This is a genomic window from Mesorhizobium sp. M0626, assembly GCF_040320665.1.
Lineage (GTDB): Bacteria > Pseudomonadota > Alphaproteobacteria > Rhizobiales > Rhizobiaceae > Mesorhizobium.
Genome location: NZ_JAMYQD010000009.1, coordinates 92302 through 115653, shown reverse-complemented (window position 1 = coordinate 115653; position 23352 = coordinate 92302). Strand labels below are relative to the sequence as shown.

21 protein-coding genes are annotated in these 23352 nt (G+C 64.6%); 14 read left to right on the top strand and 7 right to left on the bottom strand.

The annotated features are described in order from the left end of the window. Positions 1 to 5: 5 nt before the first annotated feature. The 5 genes from NKI37_RS13125 to speB form a co-directional block, all read right to left on the bottom strand. Positions 6 to 1094, bottom strand: a complete 1089-nt coding sequence (locus NKI37_RS13125) for an ABC transporter substrate-binding protein (protein ID WP_023671275.1) — start codon at positions 1092 to 1094, stop codon at positions 6 to 8. A gap of 64 nt (positions 1095 to 1158) precedes the next feature. Further along, a complete protein-coding gene (locus NKI37_RS13120) occupies positions 1159 to 1806 on the bottom strand; it encodes an amino acid ABC transporter permease (RefSeq protein WP_023695893.1) in 648 nt (215 codons plus the stop codon). After that, positions 1803 to 2459 carry an amino acid ABC transporter permease gene (locus NKI37_RS13115; protein ID WP_023671277.1) on the bottom strand — a complete coding sequence of 219 codons (657 nt, stop codon included), beginning with the start codon at positions 2457 to 2459 and terminating at the stop codon, positions 1803 to 1805. Before NKI37_RS13115 ends, NKI37_RS13120 begins: the two co-directional genes overlap by 4 nt. A 6-nt stretch (positions 2460 to 2465) precedes the next feature. Then, positions 2466 to 3260 (bottom strand): transporter substrate-binding domain-containing protein, encoded by a 795-nt coding sequence (locus NKI37_RS13110; RefSeq protein ID WP_352791457.1) that lies wholly within the window; start codon positions 3258 to 3260, stop codon positions 2466 to 2468. An 83-nt stretch (positions 3261 to 3343) separates the two neighbouring features. Beyond that, positions 3344 to 4405, bottom strand: a complete 1062-nt coding sequence (gene speB, locus NKI37_RS13105) for an agmatinase (RefSeq protein WP_352791459.1) — start codon at positions 4403 to 4405, stop codon at positions 3344 to 3346. 212 nt (positions 4406 to 4617) lie between these two features. Between speB and gcvA the strand changes: the two genes are divergently transcribed. The 8 genes from gcvA to NKI37_RS13065 all read left to right on the top strand — a co-directional run bounded on the left by gcvA (position 4618) and on the right by NKI37_RS13065 (position 13707). Further along, entirely contained in the window at positions 4618 to 5586 is a 969-nt protein-coding gene (gene gcvA, locus NKI37_RS13100) for a transcriptional regulator GcvA (RefSeq protein WP_023671280.1), read from the top strand. A 169-nt stretch (positions 5587 to 5755) separates the two neighbouring features. Next, positions 5756 to 7060 (top strand): nicotinate phosphoribosyltransferase, encoded by a 1305-nt coding sequence (gene pncB / locus NKI37_RS13095; RefSeq protein WP_023683568.1) that lies wholly within the window; start codon positions 5756 to 5758, stop codon positions 7058 to 7060. Positions 7061 to 7251: 191 nt separating this feature from the next. After that, positions 7252 to 8694, top strand: a complete 1443-nt coding sequence (locus NKI37_RS13090) for a hypothetical protein (RefSeq protein ID WP_352791461.1) — start codon at positions 7252 to 7254, stop codon at positions 8692 to 8694. A gap of 152 nt (positions 8695 to 8846) precedes the next feature. Beyond that, positions 8847 to 10151: an ABC transporter substrate-binding protein gene (locus tag NKI37_RS13085; protein WP_023683566.1), complete on the top strand. Its 1305-nt coding sequence runs from the start codon at positions 8847 to 8849 to the stop codon at positions 10149 to 10151. Between the two features lie 259 nt (positions 10152 to 10410). Then, entirely contained in the window at positions 10411 to 11292 is an 882-nt protein-coding gene (locus NKI37_RS13080) for a branched-chain amino acid ABC transporter permease (protein WP_023683565.1), read from the top strand. Beyond that, complete coding sequence (locus NKI37_RS13075) at positions 11289 to 12251, top strand: branched-chain amino acid ABC transporter permease (RefSeq protein ID WP_023683564.1); 963 nt, start codon at positions 11289 to 11291, stop codon at positions 12249 to 12251. Before NKI37_RS13080 ends, NKI37_RS13075 begins: the two co-directional genes overlap by 4 nt. Further along, the gene (locus NKI37_RS13070; protein WP_023683563.1) at positions 12248 to 12973 is read left to right on the top strand and encodes an ABC transporter ATP-binding protein; all 726 of its coding nucleotides are present in this window, start codon (positions 12248 to 12250) and stop codon (positions 12971 to 12973) included. The genes NKI37_RS13075 and NKI37_RS13070 overlap by 4 nt, the downstream gene beginning before the upstream one ends. Further along, positions 12970 to 13707 (top strand): ABC transporter ATP-binding protein, encoded by a 738-nt coding sequence (locus NKI37_RS13065; protein ID WP_023683562.1) that lies wholly within the window; start codon positions 12970 to 12972, stop codon positions 13705 to 13707. Before NKI37_RS13070 ends, NKI37_RS13065 begins: the two co-directional genes overlap by 4 nt. Here the strand turns inward: NKI37_RS13065 and NKI37_RS13060 are convergent, their stop codons facing one another. After that, positions 13708 to 15075, bottom strand: coding sequence for a sodium:proton antiporter (locus tag NKI37_RS13060; RefSeq protein ID WP_050588706.1), 1368 nt, complete (start codon positions 15073 to 15075; stop codon positions 13708 to 13710). Positions 15076 to 15160: 85 nt separating this feature from the next. After that, positions 15161 to 15775: a bifunctional nicotinamidase/pyrazinamidase gene (gene pncA / locus NKI37_RS13055; RefSeq protein WP_023683560.1), complete on the bottom strand. Its 615-nt coding sequence runs from the start codon at positions 15773 to 15775 to the stop codon at positions 15161 to 15163. A gap of 281 nt (positions 15776 to 16056) precedes the next feature. Here pncA and NKI37_RS13050 point away from each other — a divergent pair, with 281 nt between their 5' ends. The 6 genes from NKI37_RS13050 to NKI37_RS13025 are packed head-to-tail and all read left to right on the top strand — an operon-like array spanning position 16057 to position 23352. Next, positions 16057 to 16920 (top strand): FAD binding domain-containing protein, encoded by an 864-nt coding sequence (locus tag NKI37_RS13050; RefSeq protein WP_023683559.1) that lies wholly within the window; start codon positions 16057 to 16059, stop codon positions 16918 to 16920. Positions 16921 to 16931: 11 nt separating this feature from the next. Then, positions 16932 to 19895 (top strand): molybdopterin-dependent oxidoreductase, encoded by a 2964-nt coding sequence (locus NKI37_RS13045; RefSeq protein ID WP_502896367.1) that lies wholly within the window; start codon positions 16932 to 16934, stop codon positions 19893 to 19895. Further along, complete coding sequence (locus NKI37_RS13040; protein ID WP_023693116.1) at positions 19892 to 21433, top strand: hypothetical protein; 1542 nt, start codon at positions 19892 to 19894, stop codon at positions 21431 to 21433. Before NKI37_RS13045 ends, NKI37_RS13040 begins: the two co-directional genes overlap by 4 nt. Beyond that, complete coding sequence (locus tag NKI37_RS13035; RefSeq protein ID WP_352789748.1) at positions 21433 to 22317, top strand: UPF0280 family protein; 885 nt, start codon at positions 21433 to 21435, stop codon at positions 22315 to 22317. Before NKI37_RS13040 ends, NKI37_RS13035 begins: the two co-directional genes overlap by 1 nt. Further along, entirely contained in the window at positions 22310 to 22894 is a 585-nt protein-coding gene (locus tag NKI37_RS13030) for an amino acid synthesis family protein (protein ID WP_023703687.1), read from the top strand. The genes NKI37_RS13035 and NKI37_RS13030 overlap by 8 nt, the downstream gene beginning before the upstream one ends. Then, positions 22891 to 23352 (top strand): MarR family winged helix-turn-helix transcriptional regulator, encoded by a 462-nt coding sequence (locus NKI37_RS13025; RefSeq protein ID WP_023671294.1) that lies wholly within the window; start codon positions 22891 to 22893, stop codon positions 23350 to 23352. Before NKI37_RS13030 ends, NKI37_RS13025 begins: the two co-directional genes overlap by 4 nt.

Genomic DNA, 23352 nt, shown 5'->3' with positions numbered 1-23352 from the left:
ACGGCTCAGCCGACGATCAGCTCGGTCCACTTCTGGTTGATCCAGTCGGCCTTCGACGTATAGAGGTCGTAGCGCGGGATGATCGGATCGATATCCGACGACACGGCTGCGAACTCTTCCGGCTTGAGGTCGAGCACCTCTTTCTTCAGCGTCGGCGTGGTTCCGACCTTGCGCGACATCAGGCCCTGCATCGACGGCTGGCTCATATAGTCGATGAAGGCATGCGCCTCGTCGACCTTGGTCGAGGCGCGCGACAGCACCCAATTGCCGGAATCCTGGATGCCGCCTTCCTTCGGGAAGGTCGAGCGGACATGGAAGCCGTCGGCGACCGCGAGGCCGGTGACGTCGTGATAATACTGGCCCATCGGGATCTCGCCCGACTTCAGCGCCTGCTCGAACTGCGCCTCGTCGCGATACCACAGCCGGACATTCGGCTTGAGCTCGGCGAGCTTTTCGAATGCCTTGTTCAGTCCGTCCTCGGTGTCGAGCGCATTGGTGCCGCCCATGAAGGTCTTTGCCGTCACTTCGAGCAGGAACGAGTTCGAGGCAAGCGCCAGCAGGCCAAGCTTGTCCTCATTGGCCTTGTCCCACAGCGTCTCCCATGAGGTCGGCGCATCCTTGTAGACGTCGGTGTTGGAGACCAGCGTGATCCACCAGGCGACGGCGCCGATGCCAGCAACACGGCCATCCGGATATTTGTTGACGAAGCGCGGCAAGAGGTCGTTGTAGTGCTTGAACTTCGACGTATCGAGCGGCGTCCACAATTCGGTCGACTGGCCCTTCAGCGTCGAGGTCTGCGACATCATCGAAAGGTCGGCTGGCGCCTGGCCGGCCTTGGACGCCTGTTCGAGCTGCACCAGCCAGGCTTCGCCGGTCGGCTCGGCGACCGATTCCACTGCAATGCCGGTGGCCTTGGTAAAATCTGGGAAGACGTGCTCGTCAAAGGATTTCTTGAAATAGCCGCCATAGACGCCGACCTTCAGCGACTTGTCCTGCGCGCGCAGGATCGACGGCATGGCGAGCACGCCGGCTGTAGCGAGGCCCGCACCAAGCACGCCGCGCCGTGTCAGGGATTTTCCGATCAGTCTGTTCATCTGGTTTCTCCTCAGTTGATGCCGTTCCCGGCAGGTTCCCTTCACGCACTGTCGCCCCCTGGCGTCAGTGGGCCGCCGCTCGTTGTTCGAGCGTACGGGCGTATTGCGTCAGTGGAAAGCACATGACGAAGAAGATCAGCGCCACCAGCCCGTAGACCTTGAACGGTTCGAAGGTGGCGTTGTTGATGGCGTTGGAGGTTCTGACCAGCTCCTCGAAGCCGATGATCGAGGTCAGCGCCGTCGATTTGATCAACTGCACCAGGAAGCCGACGATCGGCGCCCTTGTGATCGAGAACGCCTGCGGCAGGATGATCAGCCTGAGCTCCTGCAGGCGGTGCAGACCGAGGCTGGCGCCGGCATCCCACTGTCCGCGCGGCAGCGCATCGACGCCGCTGCGCCAGATCTCGGCCAGATAGGCGCTGGCGAAGAAGGTCAGGCCGAGCACTGCTGCCGTCCATGGCTCGATGCGCAGGCCGAGCATCGGCAGGCCGAAGAACATCAGGAACAGCTGCATCAACAGCGGCGTTCCCTGGAACAGGGCGATGTAGCCCGAAGCGACCCGCTGGCTCCATTTATTCTCTGCGATCCTGAAGAACAGCACGATCAGCCCGACCAGCGCCCCGCCGACAAAGGCCGCCAGTGACAACAGCACCGTCCAGCGGGCGGCGAGCAGCAGATTGCGAACGATGTCCCAGAAGGTGAATTCGATCATGTGACACCTGCCCCCAATACGCGGCGCCCGCCTGTGACCAGCAGCCGGCGCAAGGCCATGGACAGGACGAGGTAGACCAGGGTCACGACGAAATAGGTTTCGAAGGACCGGAAGGTGCGGGCTTGCAGCATGTCGGCCTCATAGGTCAGCTCGCGCACGGCGATCTGCGACACCACGGCCGATTCCAGCATCATGATGACGATCTGGCTGGTCAGCGCCGGGTAGATCACCTTGAGCGCCTGCGGCAGCACGATCTTGATGAACACCTGGCGCGGTCTCAAGCCCAGTGCAAGCGCTGCTTCCGTTTGTCCGCCGGGCACGGCATCGAGACCGGCGCCGACGATTTCAATGGTGTAGGCTGCCATGTTGAGCGTCATTGCCAGCATGGCGGCCAGGATCGGATCGAGCCTTATGCCGAGGCTGGGCAGGCCGAAGAAGATGAAGAACAGCTGCACCAGGAACGGCGTGTTGCGCATCACCTCGACATAGACCGCGATGGCGCGCTTCACGAATACCGGGCCGTTGCGCCGGCCGGCAGCGCCCAGGATGCTGAGCAGCGTGCCCACGAGCGTAGTCACGACGATCAACAGGATCGTCGTGGCCGCGCCGCGCGCGATGTCGCCCACAGCACCTGGGAGCCAGGCAAAGGCCACGAGAACTCAATCCTTGAGGTTGTCGGGATTGAGCGGCGTCTTCAGCCAGGCCTTCGAGCTCTCGTCGAGCTTGCCGTTGGCCAGCATCTTGGCAACCGCATCATTGACCGCCGTCTTCAGCCGGTCCTCTTTCTTGTTGAGGCCGATATGCGAAGGCGAGGTCAAAAGCTGGAACTTCTGCTCCGGCTTCAGCGCGTCCTGCTTGGCCAGCACCTGCGCGCCGACATCATTGCCGACCACCATCAGCTGGGTCTGGCCGGAGATGAAGGCCTGGATGACGGAATTGTAGTTGTCGAAGCGCTTGATGTCGGCCGATGACGGCGCCGCTTCGGTCAGCGACGTATCCTCCAGCGTGCCGCGATTTACGGCGATCGACTTGTCGGCAAGGTCTTCCTTGCCTTTGACGGAGAGCGCCGCCGGACCGATGACGGCGATGTAATAGGGCGCGTAGGCGGCGGCGAAATCGATCACCTCCTCGCGCTCCTTGGAATAGCCGACGCTCATCAGGATATCGACGCGCTTGTCGGTGAGATACGGGATGCGGTTCTGGCCGGTGACGCTGACCAGATTGAGCTTCACCTTGAGTGAATCGGCGATCGCCTGCGCGACGTCGACGTCGTAACCCTTGATGCTCATATCGGCGCTGGCCGAGGAGAAGGGCGGAAAGTCGGAGAAGATGCCGACATTGATGGCGCCGGCCTTGGTGATGTCGTCGACGGCGTCGGCATTGGCCTGGGCGGCGAAGCCGAGGCCGGCGAGCATCAGCGCGGCGGCGATGGTTGATTTCATTTGGATTGTCATTGGTATTCCCCTTCTGGAAGCTTGTTTGTTTTGGAAACGGCCGCCGGCTCCAGCGCGGCGGCCGCCTTTGCATGTGAAATCCGTCAGGCCCCCTTGGCGGTGATCGCCGGGCTGAACACCATCAGGCTCAGGATCTCGAACAGGACCTGGGCGCCGACATGGGCGGTGTTGGTGGTCGCGTCATATTGCGGCGCCACCTCGACGACGTCGCCGCCGACGATGTTGAGGCCTTTCAAGCCGCGCAGCAGTTCGAGCACTTCGCGCGTCGTCAGGCCGCCGATTTCCGGCGTGCCGGTGCCTGGCGCGAAGGCCGGATCGACACTGTCGACGTCGAAGGAAATGTAGGTCGGGCCGTCGCCGACTATTCTGCGCGCCTTCTCGATGATGGCCGGGATGCCGAGACCCGTCACCTCTTCGGCATGCACGACCGTCATGCCGGATTCATAGGTGAACTCCCACAGATACTCCGCCGAGCCGCGGATGCCGATCTGGATGGTGCGGGTGGGGTCGAGCACGCCGTCCAGCACCGCGTTGCGGAACGGTCCGCCATGATGGAACTTGGTCATGTCGAACAGCCCGCTTGTGTCGCAATGAGCGTCGATATGGATCATGCCGACCGGCGCCTTTTTGCCGACCGCCTTCAGGATCGGATGGCTGATCGAGTGGTCGCCTCCGACCGAGAGCGGCAGCACGCCGGCATCGACGATCTGGTTGGTGCGGCGCTCGATATCTTCGTGGCTGACCTCCAGCCGGTAGCGGCTGCGGAACGGCGTATCGCCGATGTCGGCGACGCGCAGCTCATGCGTCGGCGCGCATTCCAGCACATGATTATAAGGGCCGATGCGCTCGATGGCGCGCAGCGCCCTTGGCCCGAAGCGCGAGCCGGGCCGGTTGGTGACGCCGAGATCCATCGGCACGCCGATGATCGCCACCTGCAAATCGCCGAAATCCGGATTGTCGGCAGCGATTTCACGGTAGGGCGCGGCGAGGAAGGTGGGGATGCCGGCATAGGGCGCCAGCCTTGTGCCGCTCTTGGAGAAGATCTTGTCCGCGACCTTGCGGAACTTCGGGTCGAACATCTCGCCGCCATGGCTCTCGCCATACTTGCGGCGCAAGGCTTCCAGCTTGCCTCTGTCATAACCCATGTCGGTCTCCTCCTGCGGGCTGATGCATGCGGCCGTGGCGACATCTGCGAACTGACCATCATCCGGCCGGGTCGCTGTCCCGCTGGCTGCCTGTAGATTTCACGTCATTGATGCTGTTGACCTGCCAAAGTGTCCGGCAGCCGCATTGAAAAATCAATTGATATTGTTACGGTGCTGATTGTGAGAAAATCTCACAGAGTATCCGGTTGCTCATGGCCAAGCGTCTGCCCCCCTTGAATCCCTTGCGCGCCTTCGAGGCGACGGCGCGGCATGCCTCGCTGACCAAGGCGGCGAGTGAGCTCAACGTCACCCACGGCGCAATCAGCCACCAGATCAAGGCGCTCGAGCAATCACTCGGCGTAAAACTGTTCGAACGCACCGGACAGCGGGTAAAGCTCACCCCGCACGGCGCCGAATTGCTGCCGGCGGTCTCGACCGCCTTCGACGGCATCGCCGCCGCCACCCAGCGCATGACCAGGCCAGCCAGCGCCGGTACGCTGTCGGTCTCCTGCGTGCCGGCGCTGCTGCTTCTGTGGATGACGCCGCGGCTCGGCAGCTTCATGGCGCAATATCCTGATATCAGGTTGACGCTGATCCCGTCCAACGACCCCAAGGACATCCGCGCCCCACAGGTCGATGTCTGCGTGCTCTATGGCGACGGCAGCTGGACCGATTGCTGGATGCGCAAATGGTCGGGCCTCGAACTGTTCCCGGTGGTCAGCCCGACGCTGATCAACAACCGGCCGCTCCGCATCTGCCGGGATCTTGCTGGCCATGTCATCCTGCATGGCGATGATGGCCGCGAATGGCACACCTGGCTGGCCGCCGCCGATGGGCTCGACCTCGAACGTGGCCGCCGCCACCATCTCGGCGACGCCCGTACGGCGATCGAAGCCGCGGTGCACGGACATGGCGTGGCTCTCGGCGATTCCGTCACCGCCAGCATGCTGCTCGCCAGGGGCCTGCTGGTGGCGCCGTTCAGCCTGTCGGTGCCGGCGGTCGATGATTTCTACGTCGTCTGCCGCAACGAGATGCGTTCGGCGCCTATCGTGCAATTGTTCGTCGACTGGCTGTTTGCCGAAAAGGAACAGGCCGACAGCCGGGCCGACGCGCCGGTGGCCGGCCGCATCGGCAGCCGCAGGAAGCGTCCGGCGCTGCGGGTGGTGGGCGCCAAGAGTTGAGGCTGGACCTGAGCGGCTGCTTTTTGTCGGGCCAGCCCGGAAAGCGGGAGGCGCTTTCAAAAATTCAATGCTAATAAGCTCTTGCCCGGCAATTCCAGGAAAACTGTGCGGCGGTTTCCCGTCCGGAATTGCGTAAGAAAGACGTGAGCAGCGAAGGCGACGGCAGGACATGGCAAGAACCGATATAGCGCGGCGCGTCTACAACCACACCTGGAAGCTGGACCCGATCGTCCGCAGCCTGCTCGACACCGATTTCTACAAGCTTCTGATGCTGCAGATGATCTGGGGCATGTACCCCAAGGTCGACGCCACCTTTTCGCTGATCAACCGCACCACCTCGGTGCGCCTGGCCGACGACATCGACGAAGGCGAATTGCGCGACCAGCTCGACCATGCCCGCACGCTGCGCTTCTCCAAGAAGGAGATGATCTGGCTTGGCGGTAACAATTTCTATGGCCGCAAGCAGATCTTCGAGCCGGAATTCCTCGCCTGGCTGGAAGGTTTTCGGCTGCCCGACTACGAGCTGTCCAAGCGCGACGGTCAGTACGAGCTCTCCTTCAGCGGTCCCTGGATGTACACCACCCTGTGGGAAATCCCGGCGCTGGCGATCATCAATGAGCTTCGTTCCCGCGCCGCCATGCGCGCCTTCGGTCCCTTCGCGCTTGACGTGCTCTATGCACGCGCCAAGGGGAAGATGTGGGCCAAGACCGAACGCTTGAAGGCGCTGCCCGGCATCCGCATCTCCGATTTCGGCACCCGCCGCCGCCATTCCTTCCTGTGGCAGCGCTGGTGCGTCGAGGCGCTCAAGGAAGGCATTGGCGAAGCCTTCACCGGCACCTCGAACGTGCTGCTGGCCATGGACAACGACCTCGAAGCGCTCGGCACCAACGCGCATGAATTGCCGATGGTTTTTGCCGCCCTTGCCAAGTCGGAAAAGGAATTGAAGGAATCGCCCTACAAGGTGCTGCAGGACTGGCAGCGCTATTACGGCGGCAACCTGCTGATCGTGCTGCCCGACGCTTTCGGCACCGCATCCTTCCTGCGCGACGCCCCGGACTGGGTCGCCGACTGGACCGGCTTCCGCCCCGACAGCGCGCCGCCGATCGAAGGCGGCGAAAAAATCATCGACTGGTGGCGCGAGAAGGGCAAGGACCCCAGGCAGAAGCTGCTGATCTTCTCCGACGGTCTCGAGGTCGAAACCATCGAGGAGACCTACAGGCACTTCAAGGGCAAGGTGCGCATGTCCTTCGGCTGGGGCACCAACCTCACCAACGATTTCGAAGGCTGCGCGCCGACCGAAACCAACAGCCTGGATGCGATATCGCTGGTCTGCAAGGTGACGGAGGCCAATGGCCGGCCGGCGGTGAAGCTGTCGGACAATCCGGCGAAAGCGACGGGCGACAAGAAGGAGATCGAGCGCTATCTCCGGATTTTTGGGGCGAAGGACCGCGTGGAGCAGCTGGTCAAGGTTTGAGGGTCGGCGGGTGCCTTGCTGGACGAAATGGAAATCGCGATAGCGTGAGTTGCCGCCCACCCCCCTCTGTCCTGCCGGACATCTCCCCCGCAAGGGGGGAGATTGGCAGCATCGAGTACCGCGCCTCTTTCTTTACCCTTGAAAGTTGGCGAAAGCCCCGGCGACATCCAATCTCCCCCCTTGCGGGGGAGATGGCCGGCAGGCCAGAGGGGGGTGTGAAGGATCGCGTCAGGCTGACATATGTCGCCTGCTCCCCCACCCTCACACTCCTCCCCACCCCTGCCTTCGCCCACGCCTCCGACCGCGGCCACGTCCTCCTCCTCCCGACCGGCTACTACATCGCCGGCGGCGCGCTTGCCGTCGCGGTAAGCTTCCTCGTCCTCGCCCTGCTGCCACCCGCAACCCTCGACCGCTTCTGGCGCCGCCGCCTGCCGCTCTTCCCATTCGCCGACACCCCTCGCACAATCATCAGCCTCATCTCCTTTGCCGGTTTCGCAACGCTCATCGCCGCCGGCCTGTTCGGCAGCCGCGATCCGCTCTCCAATCCGCTGCCCCTGACCATCTGGACGCTGCTCTGGGTCGGCCTTGCCATCGCGCAAGGCCTGTTCGGCGATGTCTGGTCGTGGCCGAATCCATGGTATGGCCCGTGGCGGATCGTAAGCCGCCTGTTCAAGCTTCGTGGCGGTGAGGGACAGAAATTGCGTTTGCCTTCATGGCTCGGCTGCTGGCCAGCCGTTATCCTGCTCTTCGCCTTTGCCTGGTTCGAGCTGATCGACCCGGCGCCCGACGACCCGGCGCGGCTGGCCTATGCCGCCGGCCTCTACTGGTTGCTTACCTTCATCGCCATGCTCGCCTTCGGCTACCGCGATTGGAGCCGGCGCGGCGAATTCCTGACGGTGTTCTTCGCCATGGTGGCGCGCTTCGCCATCGTCGAGCGCGATGAACACGGGCGGCTCGCTCTCTGCTGGCCGGGCTCAAAACTGCTCGGCGCGGCACCCCTGCCGGCAAGCGGCATCGCTTTCCTGCTGCTCAGCCTGTCATCGGTGTCCTTCGACGGCCTGTCGAAAACCTTCTTCTGGCTCGGCCTGTCCGGCATCAACCCGCTGGAATATCCCGGCCGCACCGCGCTCATCGGCATTAGCAGCTTCGGCCTCGTGCTGACCTTCGTTCTGCTGGCGGCGGCATTCCTGCTGGCCGTCATCCTCGGCCAGCGCCTCGCCGGCAGCCGACATTCCCTCCGCGAGGCCGCCGGGCTGTTGGTCTGGTCGATCGTGCCGATCGCGCTCGCCTATCATGTCGCGCACTATCTGACGGCGCTGCTGGTCGACGGCCAGTATGCGATCGCCGCTTTGTCCGATCCGTTCGCGCTGGGCTGGAACCTGTTCGGCGCCGCCGACATGCAGATCGAGGCCGGCATCGTCGCCGGCGCCGACTCCGCCTGGTGGCTGTGGAACCTGCAGGCCGGCATCATCATCGCCGGGCACATGCTGGCGGTGCTCGTCGCCCATGGCCTGGCCTGGCGACTGCACCATGTGCCATCGCGCGCCGCCCTCAGCCAGTTGCCGCTCACCATACTGATGATTGCCTACACGATCTTCGGCCTGTGGTTGCTTGCCACGCCGACGGCCGGATGAGACAAGCTGATCAATATGCCTTTGCGGAAAGCCCGCTTGCAAGCTCTGTGCTTTGGTGATTTAGTTTGTACACATGCAATTTCTGCCCCTCCTGCAAGGGAGTGGCCTTGCCTCGTTACAGACAGTCAAAACTCAAAAACAGGGGAACTGCCGTGACTGACAAGAATGGGTTTTTCGATCTCTCCAAATCCACCCTTAGCCGCCGCACCGCGCTGAAAGGTCTCGCCGCCGGCGCCGGGCTGACGCTCGCGCCCGGCTTCGTCCGCTACAGCCAGGCGCAGAGTTCAGCGCCAATCAAGATCGGCTTCCAGTCGCACCGCACCGGCATCGGCGCCGCCTATGGCCGCTGGTATGAAAAGACCAGTGCCGCCGCGGTCAAGGCGATCAACGACGCCGGCGGCATCAACGGCCGGCCTGTCGAACTGGTGATCGAGGATGACGGCACCGATCCCGGCCGTGGCGCCGAGGTGGTCGGCAAGTTCGCCACCCAGCACAAGACCGACATCGTCTTCGGCACGCTGTTCTCGCATGTGGTGATCGGCTCGGCGCCGGCCGCCGGCGAAAACAAGATCCCTTATTTCGTCGTCAGCGAAGGCCACCACGTCGCTTCGACCAAGCTCAACCGCTACGTCTTCCAGCCCGGCATCACCGATGTGAAGAGCCAGATCCAGTCGATGGCGCCATGGATCGCGGCCAATGCCGGCAAGAAGGTGACGCAGATCTTCCCCGACTTCGCCTTCGGCTACGACCATCGCGACTACCTGCCGCCGGCGCTGAAGGCGCAAGGCGCCGAGGTCATCGCCCAGATCGCCATCCCGCCGACAGAGTCGTCTTTCACCAAATACTTCCCGCAGATCCCGGCCGAGACCGAGGTCATCTACCATGTCATGGTCGGCCCCGCCGTGCTCACCTTCGTCAAGGAACTCGGCGAGTTCTACGGCTCCAACCGGCCGCAGCTGTTCGGCTTTATCGATTCGCTCGAAGCCACCGACATAAATAGCCCCGGCCTCGAATTTTTGGACGGCAGCCATTTCTGGGAAGGCTCGCCGCGCTATGCCCAGGCCAATGACTCGGCCGCGCAGAAAGCCTACCGCGCCGCCGTTGGCATCGACGAAAATGGCGCTGCCGTCGGCGACCCCAAGGACGTCTCCACCGCCGCCCACATGTTCGGCTGCTGGGAGACGCTCTATGTCGTCAAGAAGGCGATGGAAGACGCCGGCTACAAGGGCCTGGAAGACCGCGCCAAGCTGGTCGAGGCGACCGAGGCGCTGACCGAATTCGCCGAAGGGCCGGAGCATCCGCAGGGGCCGAAGACCTTCAACGGCAAGATCCACCAGTGTTTTGGCATCCAGAACATCTCCAAGGTCGAAGGTGGCAAGCTGAATGTCGTCCACAAGACCAAGATCGAGGACGGGCTTTACGAGGCCGAAGGGGATTATACGACGCAGGCGCTGTGAGGCGCCTTACCCTCCCCCTTGTGGGGAGGGTCGGCACCCCAACTTCGGCCATTTTCGAAGGATGGGAGAACGGGTGGGGGTCGCGACGGCCCGGGCCCAACCCCCCCCCCCCCCGCTGGCGCGGCCGGCCCCCCCCCCACGCAGCCCCGCTCCCCCCCCCCCGGGCGGGGGGGGCGCCCCCCGCGACGGCCCGTGCCCAACCCCCACCCGACCGCTGCGCGGTCACCCTCCCCACAAGGGGAGGGTAAGGGCGCCCTGAATGCATTTCGGACCCCATCTCCTCCTCGCCGCCCTCGAAGGCCTTGTCACCTCAGCCGTGCTGGCGCTGACGGCGCTTGGGCTGTCGCTGGTGTTCGGCGTCATGCGCGTCGTCAACGTCGCCCATGGCGAGTTCTTCATGCTGGGCGCGGTGCTGGCCTGGGCGATCTCGACGGCGATACCCGGCCATCCCACGCTCGGCTTCCTGGCGGCGCTGGTGATTGCGCCGCTGATTGTCGGCGCCATTGCGCTGGTAGCCGAGCGGCTTGTGCTGCGGCGGCTCAATTACAATCCGGAAGCCACCATCGTCGCCACGATCGGCATGCTCTACATCATCCAGCAGCTGGCGTTGAGCTTCTATGGCCCGGAAGCCCGCCCGGTGGAGCCGCCCTTCAGCTACCGCATCCTTTTGCCCTGGTTCGGCTATTCCGGCTACAAGCTGTCGATCATTGCCGCTTCGGCCCTTCTGCTCATCGCCACCTGGCTGGTGCTGACGCGCACCAAGATCGGCCTCATCATGCGCGCCACCCAATATGACAGCGAGACGGCGCAGGCCTTCGGCATTCCGGTCGCCCGCGTCTATGCCGGCGTCTTCGCGCTCGGCGCCATGCTGGCGGCCATCGCCGCCGTGCTGATCGTGCCGATCAGTCAGGCGCACTACCTGATGGGGCAGGACCCGCTGCTGTTGTCCTTCATCGTCGTCATCATCGGCGGCCTCGGCTCGCTGCGCGGCACCGTCGTTGCCGCCGTGCTGATCGGCCTGTCCGATGGCATCATCTCGGTGTTCTTCTCGCCGACTTTGGCCAAGATCATAGCCACGCTGCTGGTGGCCATGGTGCTGGTGTTCAGGCCGCAAGGCCTGTTCGGGCAGGCGCCGCGATGAGCGAAGCTTCGCCGGCAAAAGCGTATGCATTGCATATCGGCGCCATCGCGCTGCTGTTCGCCCTGAGCTTCGTCCTGCCGGATTATCATCACGGCCTGCTCGCCCGCATCATGGTGCTGGCGGTGTTCGCCATGGGCTACAACATGCTGTTCGGCTATGTCGGCCTGCTCAGCCTCGGCCACGCCATGTTCTTCGCCGCCGGGCTCTATGGCGCTGGTCTCGCCGTCATCCATCTCGGCTGGAGCGTGCCTTTGGCTTTCCTCGCCGGTATCGCCTGCGGCGCGCTGCTGGCACTTGTGATCGGCCTGCTGGCGCTGCGCACCACCGGCGTCGCCTTCATGATCGTCACCATGATGTTCGCGCAGGTGTTTTACCTCACCATCCTCTATTTCGCCGCCTGGACCGGCGGCGACCAGGGTCTGGTGGTGCCGCAGCCGGCGCGGGTTCTGGCCTTCGGCTCGACATCGCTCGACCTCACCAACCCGACCGTGCGCTACATGAGCGCGCTGGCGCTGTTCTCGGTCGTGCTGCTGATCACCCTCGCCATCGTCCGCTCCCGCTATGGCCGCGTGCTGGTCGCGGTGCGCGAGAACGAGGAGCGCACGAAAATGCTGGGCTACGACACCTTCTCCAACAAGCTGATCGCCGTCGTCGTCTCCGGCACCATCTGCGCCGCCTCGGGTGCGGCCTATGCGCTGCTGTTCGGCTATGTCGGCTCGAGCTTTGCCTCGGTGCAGTATTCCATCCTGCCGCTGCTCTGGGTGCTGCTCGGCGGCGCCGCCACGACGCTGGGCGCGCTGCTCGGCACGGTGTTCATGTACTATGTCATCGACACCGCCAGCGGCTACACCTCCGCCTATCTCCTGATCGTCGGTATTGCGCTCATCCTGCTGGTGCTGTTTTTCCCCAAAGGCATTCTGGGCACCATCCGCCAGCGCTGGCTCGGGTGGCTGCCATGATGCCGTTGCTGACCACCAAAGGCCTGGCGCGCAGTTTCGGCGGCCTGCGCGCCGTCGACGGTGTCGATTTTCAGCTGATGCCGGGCGAGATCCGCGCCGTCATCGGTCCCAATGGCGCTGGCAAAACCACCTTCGTCAGCCTGGTCAGCGGCCGCATTCAGCCATCGTCCGGCATGATCGTCTTCGACGGCGCCGACATCACCAGCCAGCCGGCCTATCTCAGGGTGCGCCGGGGCATCGCCTACACCTTCCAGATCACCAGCGTCTTCGCCAACCTCTCTGCCTACGATAATGTCGCGCTGCCGGTGCAGCGCACGCTGACCGATGCCCGCTCGAAAGGTGCGGTGCGCACCGGCGTCATGGCCGCGCTGGAACGCACCGGACTGGCCGGCCGCGCCCATATGCCGGCCGGCCAGCTTTCCTACGGCCATCAGCGCCTGCTGGAAGTGGCAATGGGCCTGGCGCTGAAGCCGCGGCTTTTGATCCTCGACGAGCCGACGCAAGGGCTGGCCGACAGCGAGATCGACAATTTCATCGAACTGGTGCGCGAGATCGCCAAGAGCGCCACCGTGCTTTTGATCGAGCACAACATGCCTGTCGTCATGCAGCTGGCCGACCGCATCACGGTCTTCAACGCCGGCAGGATCCTGGCCGAAGGCACGCCCGAACAGGTTCGCGCCAACACACAGGTGCAGGAAGCCTATCTGGGGACGGCGCCATGAGCGAAGCCCCCAAGACTGAAGCCCACGAGACTGAAGCGCTGACTATCTCCAGGCTCGACTGCTTCTATGGCGAGGTTCAGGTGCTCTATGGGCTCGACCTAGTGCTCAACAAGGGCGAGGTGCTGTGCCTGTTCGGTCGCAACGGCGCCGGCAAGACGACGACGCTGAAAGCGATCATGGGGCTGGTTCGGTCGAGCGCCGGTTCGATCCGGCTCGCCGGCAAGGAGTTGACCGGCCTGGCGGCGCATGAGGTGCCCAAGGCCGGCGTCGCCTATGTGCCCCAGGGCAGGCGGCTGTTCGCCGAGATGACGGTGGCGGAAAACATCGAGATCGGCCTGATGGCGCGCGGCAAGGGAAGAGCGACGCGCGAGAGCGTGCTCGACCTCTTCCCGCTGCTGCGCCAGCGGCTGCGGCAGCGCTCCGGCACTTTGTCCGGTGGCGAACAGCAGATGCTGGCCATGGCCCGCGCGCTTTGTCTGGAGCCGCAGGTGCTGTTGCTAGACGAGCCGACCGAAGGGCTGATGCCGTCGATGATCGCCAAGATCCGCGAGACGGTGGTGAAGCTGCGTGAGCTAGGTGTCTCCACCATTCTGGTCGAACAGCGCGTCGACGCCGTGCTGTCGGTCGCCGACCGCGTCTGCTTCATCGAAAACGGCCGCAACCGCGAGACCGTCGATGTCGAGCAATTGCGCGCCGACCCATCGGCAGTCAGGCGCTATGTCGGCGTCGGCTGATCAGCCGAAAAACAGGAACCCGGCGATCAAAAAGATCGGGATCAGCACCAGCCCTGACCATGCCATGTAGCCGAAGAAGCCCGGCATCTTCACACCGCGGTGTCGGGCGATGGCGTAGACCATGAAGTTGGGTGCATTGCCGATATAGGTGTTGGCCCCCATGAACACCGCGCCGGCCGAGATCGCGGCCAGCGTCGAGGCCGCCTCCGTCATCAGGTGCCGCGCGTCGCCGCCTGCGAGTTCGAAGAACACCAGATAGGTCGGCGCATTGTCGAGGAAGGACGACAGCCCGCCGGTCAGCCAGAAATAGGCGAGATCATTGGGCTGCCCGGTGGGTGACGTCACCAGCGCGACCAGCGGCGCCAGCGCGCCGTCATGGCCGGCGCGAAGGATGGCAATGACCGGCACGATGCAGATGAAGATGCCAGCAAACAGTTTCGCCACCTCCGCGATCGGGCCCCAGGTGAAGCCGTTGGCCTCGCGATGGCTCTTGAGTGACACGACAAGCGACAGTCCGGCGAGCCCCAGGATAATGGCGTCGCGCGCCAGGTTCTGCAGTTCGAGGCTCACGCCCAGCACTGAAAAGCTCACGCCCGGCTTCCACGCTGCCGACAGCAGGATCGCGGCAATGACGCCGGCCAGCAGCGGCAGATTGGCCAGGCCGCGAAGGCGCACCTTCGTATCCGGCGTCGGATCCTTGATCTTCGGCGCGCCGCCTTCACGGCGATGCAGCATGATGTCGATGGCCAGGAAGACAAGCAGCACCAGGCCGCCGGTAAACAGCGTCTCGCGCCAGAGGTTCGCCGACGTCCAGAAGAAGTCGACGCCGCGCAGGAAGCCGACGAACAATGGCGGGTCGCCCAAGGGCGTCAACGAGCCGCCGATGTTGGACACCAGGAAGATGAAGAAGATGACGACATGGGCGTTGAACTGCCGGTTGTCGTTGGCGCGCAGCATCGGCCGGATCAGGATCATCGAGGCGCCGGTGGTGCCGATCACCGAGGCCAGCATCGCCCCGACGAGCAGCAGCCCGGCATTGACCAGCGGCGTGCCATGGATGTTGCCGGCGACAAGGATGCCGCCCGAAATGGTGTAGAGCGCGAACAGCAGGATAATGAAGGACATGTATTCGGTGAGCAGCGTGTGCAGCACGGCTTCACCGGCTACCGGAACGCCGAATGCAACCATCAGCGGGATGACCGCCAGCGCTGCCCAGCCGGCGGCGATCTTGCCGTAATGATGCTCCCAGACATAGTGGAACAGCAGCGGTCCGGTGGCGATCGAGAGCAGCAGGCCGGCGAAAGGCAGCGCCCACCACAGCGACATGGCAGCATCGGGCAGGCCGCGGGCCTCGGCCGCGAAGGCCATTTGCGGAGACACAGCGGAAGCGAGTACACCTGCCGCGAAAGCCTTCCCCAACTGTGTGCAGCCCCCTCGATGCGTCACGATCCAGTCACTCCGAGATCGGGTCTTCGAGCTTCACCCCGGCATCGCGCATCCTCTTCAGCATCGCCTCGACCGAACCGTTTAGATCGATGCCGCGGCACGCGTCGAGCCGCACCGTCGTCTTGAAGCCTTGCTTGACCGCGTCGAGGGCCGAAAAGGCAACGCAGAAGTCGGTCGCCAGGCCAACCAGGGTCACACTGTCGATGCTGCGCTCCTTGAGGTAGCCGGCGAGCCCCGTCGGCGTCTTGTGGTCGTTCTCGAAGAAGGCGGAGTAGCTGTCGATATCAGGGCGAAATCCCTTGCGGATCACCAGCTCGGCCTTGGTCCAGGCGAGCCCCGAGTGAAAATCCGAGCCGAGGCTGCCCTGGATGCAATGGTCCGGCCACAGCGTCTGCGGCCCATAGGGCATCTCGATCGCGCTAAAGGGCTGCGCCCCCGGATGGCTGGAGGCAAAGCTCGAATGTCCGGCCGGGTGCCAGTCCTGCGTCAGCACGACATGCTCGGCATGCCGAATCAGATCGTTGACCAGCGGCACGATTTCGTCGCCGCCGGCAACCGCCAGTGCGCCGCCGGGGCAGAAGTCGTTTTGCAGGTCGATGACAACAAGCGCTTCGTCGGCCATGGCGCCTCTCCTCTTCTACGTCTCGAACGGGGGATCGAGTGAAATACGCCGCTGATGCGACCGGATGCTGAAACTTGACCGGATGGCCGCCTGCGTCAACCTCTGCAAGCGTAAGAAATGCTTGGCGGCCGGGTTCCCTTAAACTCCGGCTTTGACAATTTCCGCCAGCTTGATATCATTTGCATACGAATGAATTTGGCCTGATCAGACACTGGCGGGTTCGGGAAGTCCCCACCTTTGAAGGCCCCAATGGGAAGGCCGATTTTTTTGGAAGGCAAAGCGTGATCCGTTACGCGAAACCCACCACGCTCGACGAGGCGCTCGCTCTGCTGGGCGAGGGCGCCTGGCGCGTGCTTGCCGGCGGCACCGATTTCTATCCAGCGCAGGGCGCCAAACCGTTCCGCGACAATGTTCTCGATATTAACGGCCTGCACTCGCTGCGCGGCATTGCCGAGACCGAAACCCATTGGGTTTTGGGCGCCCGCACCACCTGGACCGACCTTGTCCGCCATCCATTGCCGGCGGCTTTCGATGCGCTGAAGCAGGCCGCGCGCGAAGTGGGCTCCCTGCAGATCCAGAATGTCGCCTCGATCGCCGGCAATCTCTGCAATGCTTCGCCTGCCGCCGATGGCGTTCCGGGACTGCTGGTGCTGGACGCCGAGGTCGAGCTGCGCTCTGCAGCCGGGACGCGTCATCTGCCGCTGCAGGAGTTCATTCTCGGCAACCGCCGCACCGCGCTGCTACCGGGCGAGCTGGTTACCGCCATCCGGGTGCCGAAGCCCAGGGCCACCGGCACGTCGGCCTTCGTCAAGCTCGGTGCGCGGCGCTACCTCGTCATCTCCATCGCCATGGTGGCGGCGCGCCTCGTTGCCGAGGATGGCATGGTCATGGAAGCCGCTGTCGCGGTCGGGTCCTGCTCGGCCGTGGCCAAGCGGCTCGCCGCTGTCGAAGCCGTGCTGGTGGGCAAGCCTGTCGGCCCGGCACTCGCCGATGCGCTCCTGTCCGCGCCGATGGCCGAGCTCTCGCCGATTGCCGACGTGCGCGGCAGCGCCGAATACCGGCTCGACGCAGCGCGCGAGCTTGTCGCCCGCGCCGTGCTGAGGGCTTGCGGACTGACGAACGACAACAGCATGGTGGCGGCATGAGCCACTCCGAGATGATTGAAGCCCTGCCCGACCTCGTGCCGGGCGTCGGCCTCGATCGCGCCGAGATCGCCTTCGCCGTCAATGGCGCCGCCGTCTCGGTCAATGTGCCGCCGCTGCGCCGTCTGTCGCAGGTTTTGCGCGACGAATTGCAGCTGACGGGCACCAAGGTTGGCTGCGATGCCGGCGATTGCGGCGCCTGCACGGTGCTGGTCGACGGCGACGCCGTCTGCGCCTGCCTGATGCCGGCGGCCTCCGCAGCCGGGACGTCCGTAACGACCGTCGAAGGCCTCGCCAATGGCCGGCTCTCGGCTCTGCAGGCGTCCTTCCTGGCACATGGCGCCGCGCAATGCGGCATCTGCACGCCGGCGCTGCTGGTCGCGGCAACGGCGCTGGTGGATGGCACGCCGAATCCGACCGAGACCGAGGTGCAGGATGCGCTGGGTGGCATCCTGTGCCGTTGCACCGGGTACAGAAAGATCATTGCGGCAGTGATGGATGCGGGACGGTTCGAGACGTCGACCGACGGCGCTGCCCCTCATCCGCCTGCCGGCACCTTCACCCCGTATAGTGACGGGGAGAAGGGAAGTGCTCCAGCGCCGACGCTCCCCTCTCCCCGTTCTTCACGGGAAGAGGGTAAGGGTGAGGGGCAGCGCCAACGTCATTCGTTGGAATTCAACTTTGAACGTAGAATGCCAACCACAGGGAATGCTGTAGGCGCCTCCCCGGTCCGGCTCGACGGCGTGCCAAAAGTCACCGGCGCTGAAAAATTCGGCGCCGATGCCTTTCCCGCCGATGCGCTGGCCGTGCTGGTGGTCCGCTCGCCGCATTATCATGCCGGCTTCGCCTTCGGCGACCTGGAGGGCTGGGTGAAGTCGCATCCCGGCATCGCCGGCGTCTTCACCGCCGCCGACATTCCGGGAAAAAACTGTTTCGGCGTCATCGGTCCGTTTGCCGACCAGCCGGCGCTGGCCGAAGGCTTTGCGCGGCTGCGCGGCGAGGCAGTGGCGCTGGTCGCCGGCGAGCGCGAGGCCATGCTCGATCTCGACCTCCAGGATTTCCCGGTCCGCTGGACCGAGCTGCCGCATTTTCTGCAGCCCGGCGACGCGCAGGCAGAAGGGGCGGCGCTCATCCACGCGAACCGCCCGGCCAATTTGTTGACCAAGGGCTTTGTCGAGCGCGGCGACCCCGAGGCGGCGCTTGGCGAGGCTGCCTTCACAGTGTCCGGTGCCATCGACACCTCCTATGTCGAGCACGCCTATATCGAGCCGGAAGCCGGCCATGCCTACATGGACGGCGACACGCTGGTCGTCGTCGCCTGCACCCAGGCCCCCTACATGGATCGCGACGAAACGGCGAAGGTGCTCGGTCTTGCCGTCGACAAGGTGCGCATCGTGCCGACCGCGACCGGCGGCGGCTTCGGCTCGAAACTGGACGTTTCACTGCAGCCGCTCATCGGCCTTGTGGCACTGAAAACCGGCCGGCCGGCGGCGCTTGCCTACACCCGCACCGAATCGATGATGTCGACCACCAAGCGCCACCCCGCCGAGATGAAGGCGACGATCGGCACTGACGCCGAGGGCCATGTCACCGGCATGATCTTTTCCGGCGATTTCAACACCGGCGCCTATGCCAGCTGGGGCCCGACCGTCGCCAACCGCGTGCCGGTGCATGCCTCCGGTCCCTATGCGACGCCGAATTACCGCGCCGAAGGCCGCGCCATCCACACCCACGGGCCGATTTCCGGCGCCTTCCGCGGCTTCGGCGTGCCGCAGGCGACGATCATGCAGGAGACGCTCTATGATGAGCTCGCCGGCAAGCTGGGCATGGACCGGCTCGATTTTCGGCTGAAGAACTGCCTTCGGAACGGATCCGAAACGGTTACCGGACAGCGACTGGAGTCGGGCGTCGGCATATTCGAGTGCCTCGACTCCTTGCGGCCGCATTGGGCTCGCGCGAAGGCCGACGCAGATACATTCAACAATGCCAATACGAGCAAAAAGCGCGGCGTCGGCATCGCGTCCTGCTGGTATGGCTGCGGCAACACCTCGCTGCCCAATCCGTCGACCATAAGGGTCGGTATCTCGCCGGAGGGCGAGGTCATCCTGCACCAGGGCGCCGTCGATATCGGCCAGGGCTCCAACACCGTCATCGCCCAGATCTGCGCCGACGCATTCGGCCTGCCGCTGGAAAAATTCAAGCTGAAGAGCGCCGACACCGCGATCAGCCCCGACGCCGGCAAAACATCGGCCTCGCGCCAGACTTTTGTCACCGGCAAGGCGGCCGAGAAGGCCGGCCGCGCCTTGCGCGAAAAGATCCTGCGTTTTGCCAATGTCTCGGAGAACGCGAGCCTGCAATTGGACGGCCCGGCGATCGTCATTCGCGAGGGCGAAGCCACTCGGCGCATCGATCTCCCCGCCCTCGATGTCGATGCGGACGGCTACGTCTTCCGCGCCGAGGAAACCTACGACCCGCCGACGCTGCCGCTCGACGCCAAGGGCCAGGGCAAGCCTTACGCCGTCTATGGCTATGGCGCGCAGATCGCCGAACTGGAGGTCGACCTCAAGCTCGGCACGGTGAAGCTCTTGAAAATCACCGCCGCGCACGATGTAGGCAAGGCGATCAACCCGCTTCTGGTCGAAGGCCAGATCGAGGGCGGCATCGCGCAAGGCATCGGCATGGCGCTGATGGAGGAATACATCCCCGGCCGCACCGAGAATCTGCACGACTATCTCATTCCGACCATCGGCGACGTGCCTGAGATCGAGCACATATTGATCGAGGTTCCCGATCCCGAGGGGCCGTTCGGCGCCAAGGGCCTGGGCGAGCATGTGCTGATCCCGACCGCACCCGCCATCCTCAATGCCATACGCCACGCCACCGGCGTTCTCATCACCAAGGTTCCGGCGACGCCGACGCGCATCCGCGCCGCCATCCGCGAAAAAGATGGCATCGACGACAAGGAGGCACGCCGATGAGCGAGCTTGCCGAACGCTTCGAAACCCACGATCCCGGCGAAAAGCTGGTGGCGGAAAAGATCCGCTGCGATGCCTGTCCGGTCATGTGCTACATCGCCGATGGCCGCACCGGCGCCTGCGACCGCTACGGCAATGTCGGTGGCCGCATCGTGCGTATGGACCCGCTGACCATCCTCGACCATGCGGCAGAGAGCGGCGCCGCGGTCGTGCCTTTCACCGCCGAGGGCGAGCAATGGGACGGCGAACTGGTCAACACCGGCCGCCGCTTCGTCACTGCAATCGGCGCCGGCACCACCTATCCCGACTACAAGCCGGCTCCCTTCATCGTCAGCCAGGAGGTCGAGGGGGTCGATCTGGTGACCGTGGTCACCGAAGGCATTTTTTCGTACTGCGGCGTCAAGGTGAAGATCGACACGGACCGTCATCTCGGCCCCGAAACGGCAATCGTGCGCGCGCAAGGCGAGCCGATCGGCCACGTCACGACAGGCGAATATGGCTCGCAGATGCTGTCGCTGGGCGGCGTGCATCATCTGACCGGCGGCTCCAAGGCCGAAGGCCGGGCAACCTGCGACGCGATGCTCAATCTGTGCAACCGCAAGCCTGTCGAACTGACCATCGACGGTGGCGCCACCATCATCGTCGAAGCCGGCAAACCACCTGTCATCGACGGCAAGCAGGAACATCGCATGCGCGTCGGTTGCGGCTCGGCCACCATCGGCATGTTCGCCACGCAATGGCGCGGCCTGGTCGACGAAGTGGTGGTGGTCGACGACCACATCACCGGCGTCGTGTCGGAGCATCAAGCCGGCAAGGTGCTGGGCTGGCAGGATACGGGGATAAAAATCATCGGCCGCCGTTCGACGCCGGGCCGCTACTTCAAGGTCTCCGAGCCCGGCCTCGGCTGGGGCGGCACAAGCATTTCCGACCCGCTGTCGATCCTCGGCGAATGGAATTCCAAGAAGGGCGCGCGTCCTGGCCTGTCGCTGTTGATGGTGTCGACCACTGGCGAGCAGTTCGCCTATTACGAGCTCGACGACGAGTTGAAGCCTGTGGAAAAACCGTTCCCGGACCGGTTGCAAAAATCGGTCGGCCTGATCGAGGACAATTGCGAACCGGCGCTCTGCACCGTGCTGTTCATCGGCGGCGCCGGCGGGTCGCTGCGCGCCGGGGTCACCGAAAACCCGGTCAATCTCACCCGCTCGGTGCAGGGCTTGAAGACCTATGTCACCGTCGGCGGCGCGCCGGTCTATGTCTGGCCGGGCGGCGGCATCACGCTGATGGTCGACGTCACGCGCGTGCCGGAAGGCGCGTTCGGCTATGTGCCGACCCCGGCCCTGGTGGCGCCGATCGAGTTCACGCTGCGCCGCGACGACTATGTCAGGCTGGGCGGCTACGAGGCCGAGATACGCAGCGTCGAGGATATTGTTGCCAAGGGCGGCGAATACCTCAATCCGCGTCGCGGCTCCGGGGCTGCCTGTCAAAATCCATGGCCGCCGCTGGCGCAGTTGCGCCGCGCCGGCTCGAACGGGGCCGCGTGATGCAAGGCCCGCAAGTCCACTGGCTGCAGGACGGCAAGCGGCTGCACCTCAACCACGGGCCGATCGACCTGATCGTCGAGGCCTTTGGTGAGGCGGCTGAGTGTCGTGCCGCCTACGATCAGGCGATCGAGCGCTTCCAGACGATCCTGATCGAGTTGGTCGAGGAGCTTCCCGAATTGCGGCTGCCGGCATTTTTCCTGGCGCCGCGCACCTTCGCCGGCCCGACCGCGCGGCGCATGGAAGCAGCCGTCATGCCCTTGGCGGAAAGCTTCATCACGCCGATGGCCGCCGTCGCCGGATCGGTAGCCGACGAAATGCTCTCGGCATTGCTTGCAGGCCGCAGACTCGACCGCGCCTATGTCAACAATGGCGGCGACAGCGCACTCCACATCGGCAAGGGCCAGTCGATGAACCTGGCGATCGCCGGCACCGGCAACGGCTTGGCCGACCGTCTCACCATTCGCTCGGCGGACGGCGTGCGCGGCGTCGCCACGAGCGGCTGGCGCGGCCGTTCGTTCTCGCTTGGCATTGCCGACGCCGTCACCGTGCTCGCGCGCACCGGCGCCGAGGCCGATGCGGCCGCGACACTCATTGCCAACGCCGTCGACCTGCCCGGCAAACCCGCCATCAAGCGCATTCCCGCGCAGGACTTGGTGCCCGACAGCGATCTCGGTGCACGGCTGGTGACACAAGCCGTCGGCATGCTCGCGCGTGGCGATGTGGAGCGGGCGCTGGACAATGGCCTTGCCGTCGCCGAAGATTTTCGCCGGCGCGGCCTGATTGCCGCATCGGCGCTGTTTCTAGGCGGGGAAGCCCGCATCAGTGGTTCCATGGCGCTTGCCGCGCCCAACAAAAGTCCAGGGAAGGAAGTTGCCCATGCCTGAGTTTCCGATCCGCAAGATCGCGGTTCTTACCGAAGAGATCTTTCACGATGGCGGGCCGGTCGCTGCTCTGCCGCGCCGCCGCGCTGCAGCCGTGGCCCTGGTGAAGAACCCGTTCGCCGGCCGCTACGTCGAAGAACTGCAGAGCGCCATGGACGATCTGAAGCCGCTCGGCCTGCTGCTCACCGACAAGCTCATTGCCGCATTGGGCGGCGACATCAAGCAGATCGACGCCTACGGCAAGGGCACCATCGTCGGTTCGTCAGGGGAGCTGGAGCACGGCGCGCTCTGGCATGTGCCGGGCGGTTATGCCATGCGCGAGCGGCTGGGCGACGCCAAGGCGATCGTGCCGTCGGCAACCAAGGTCGGGGCGTTCGGCTCGCGGCTCGACGTGCCGCTCGGCCACACCAACGCTGCCTATGTCCGCAGCCATTTCGACGCCATGGAGGTCGGCCTCAGCGACGGGCCGCGTGCCGACGAAATCCTGTTTTGCCTCGCCATGAGCTGCGGCCCGCGCGTGCATGACCGCATGGGCGGCCTGGCTGCAGGCGACATCAAGGCCTGGGATGGCCTGCGATGAGCGGCGGTGACAATCTTCTCAAGCTGGTCGAGGCCGAAGAGCCCGACGAACATGATTACCGCCTGCAGGAGCAGGTCGGCTTCATCCTGCGCAAGGCGCATCAGCGCCATGTCTCGATCTTTGCCGCCCAGATAAGCGACCTGACGCCGCCGCAATTTGCTGCACTTGCCAAGCTGCACGATGTCGGCGAGACCTCGCAGAACCAGTTGGGCACGCTGATCGCCATGGACGCGGCGACGGTCAAGGGCGTCATCGACCGGCTGAAGGCGCGAGGCCTGGTAGACCTGACCAAGCACGAGGTCGACAAGAGGCGGCTGCTGGTCAACCTCACGCCAGAGGGACGCGAGGCGATCGAACGGCTGATCCCGTTGGCCCGCGCCATCACCCAGGAGACACTGGCGCCGCTGACGGCCAAGGAAGCGGCCACGTTTATGCGGCTGCTAGCGAAGTTAGCCTGA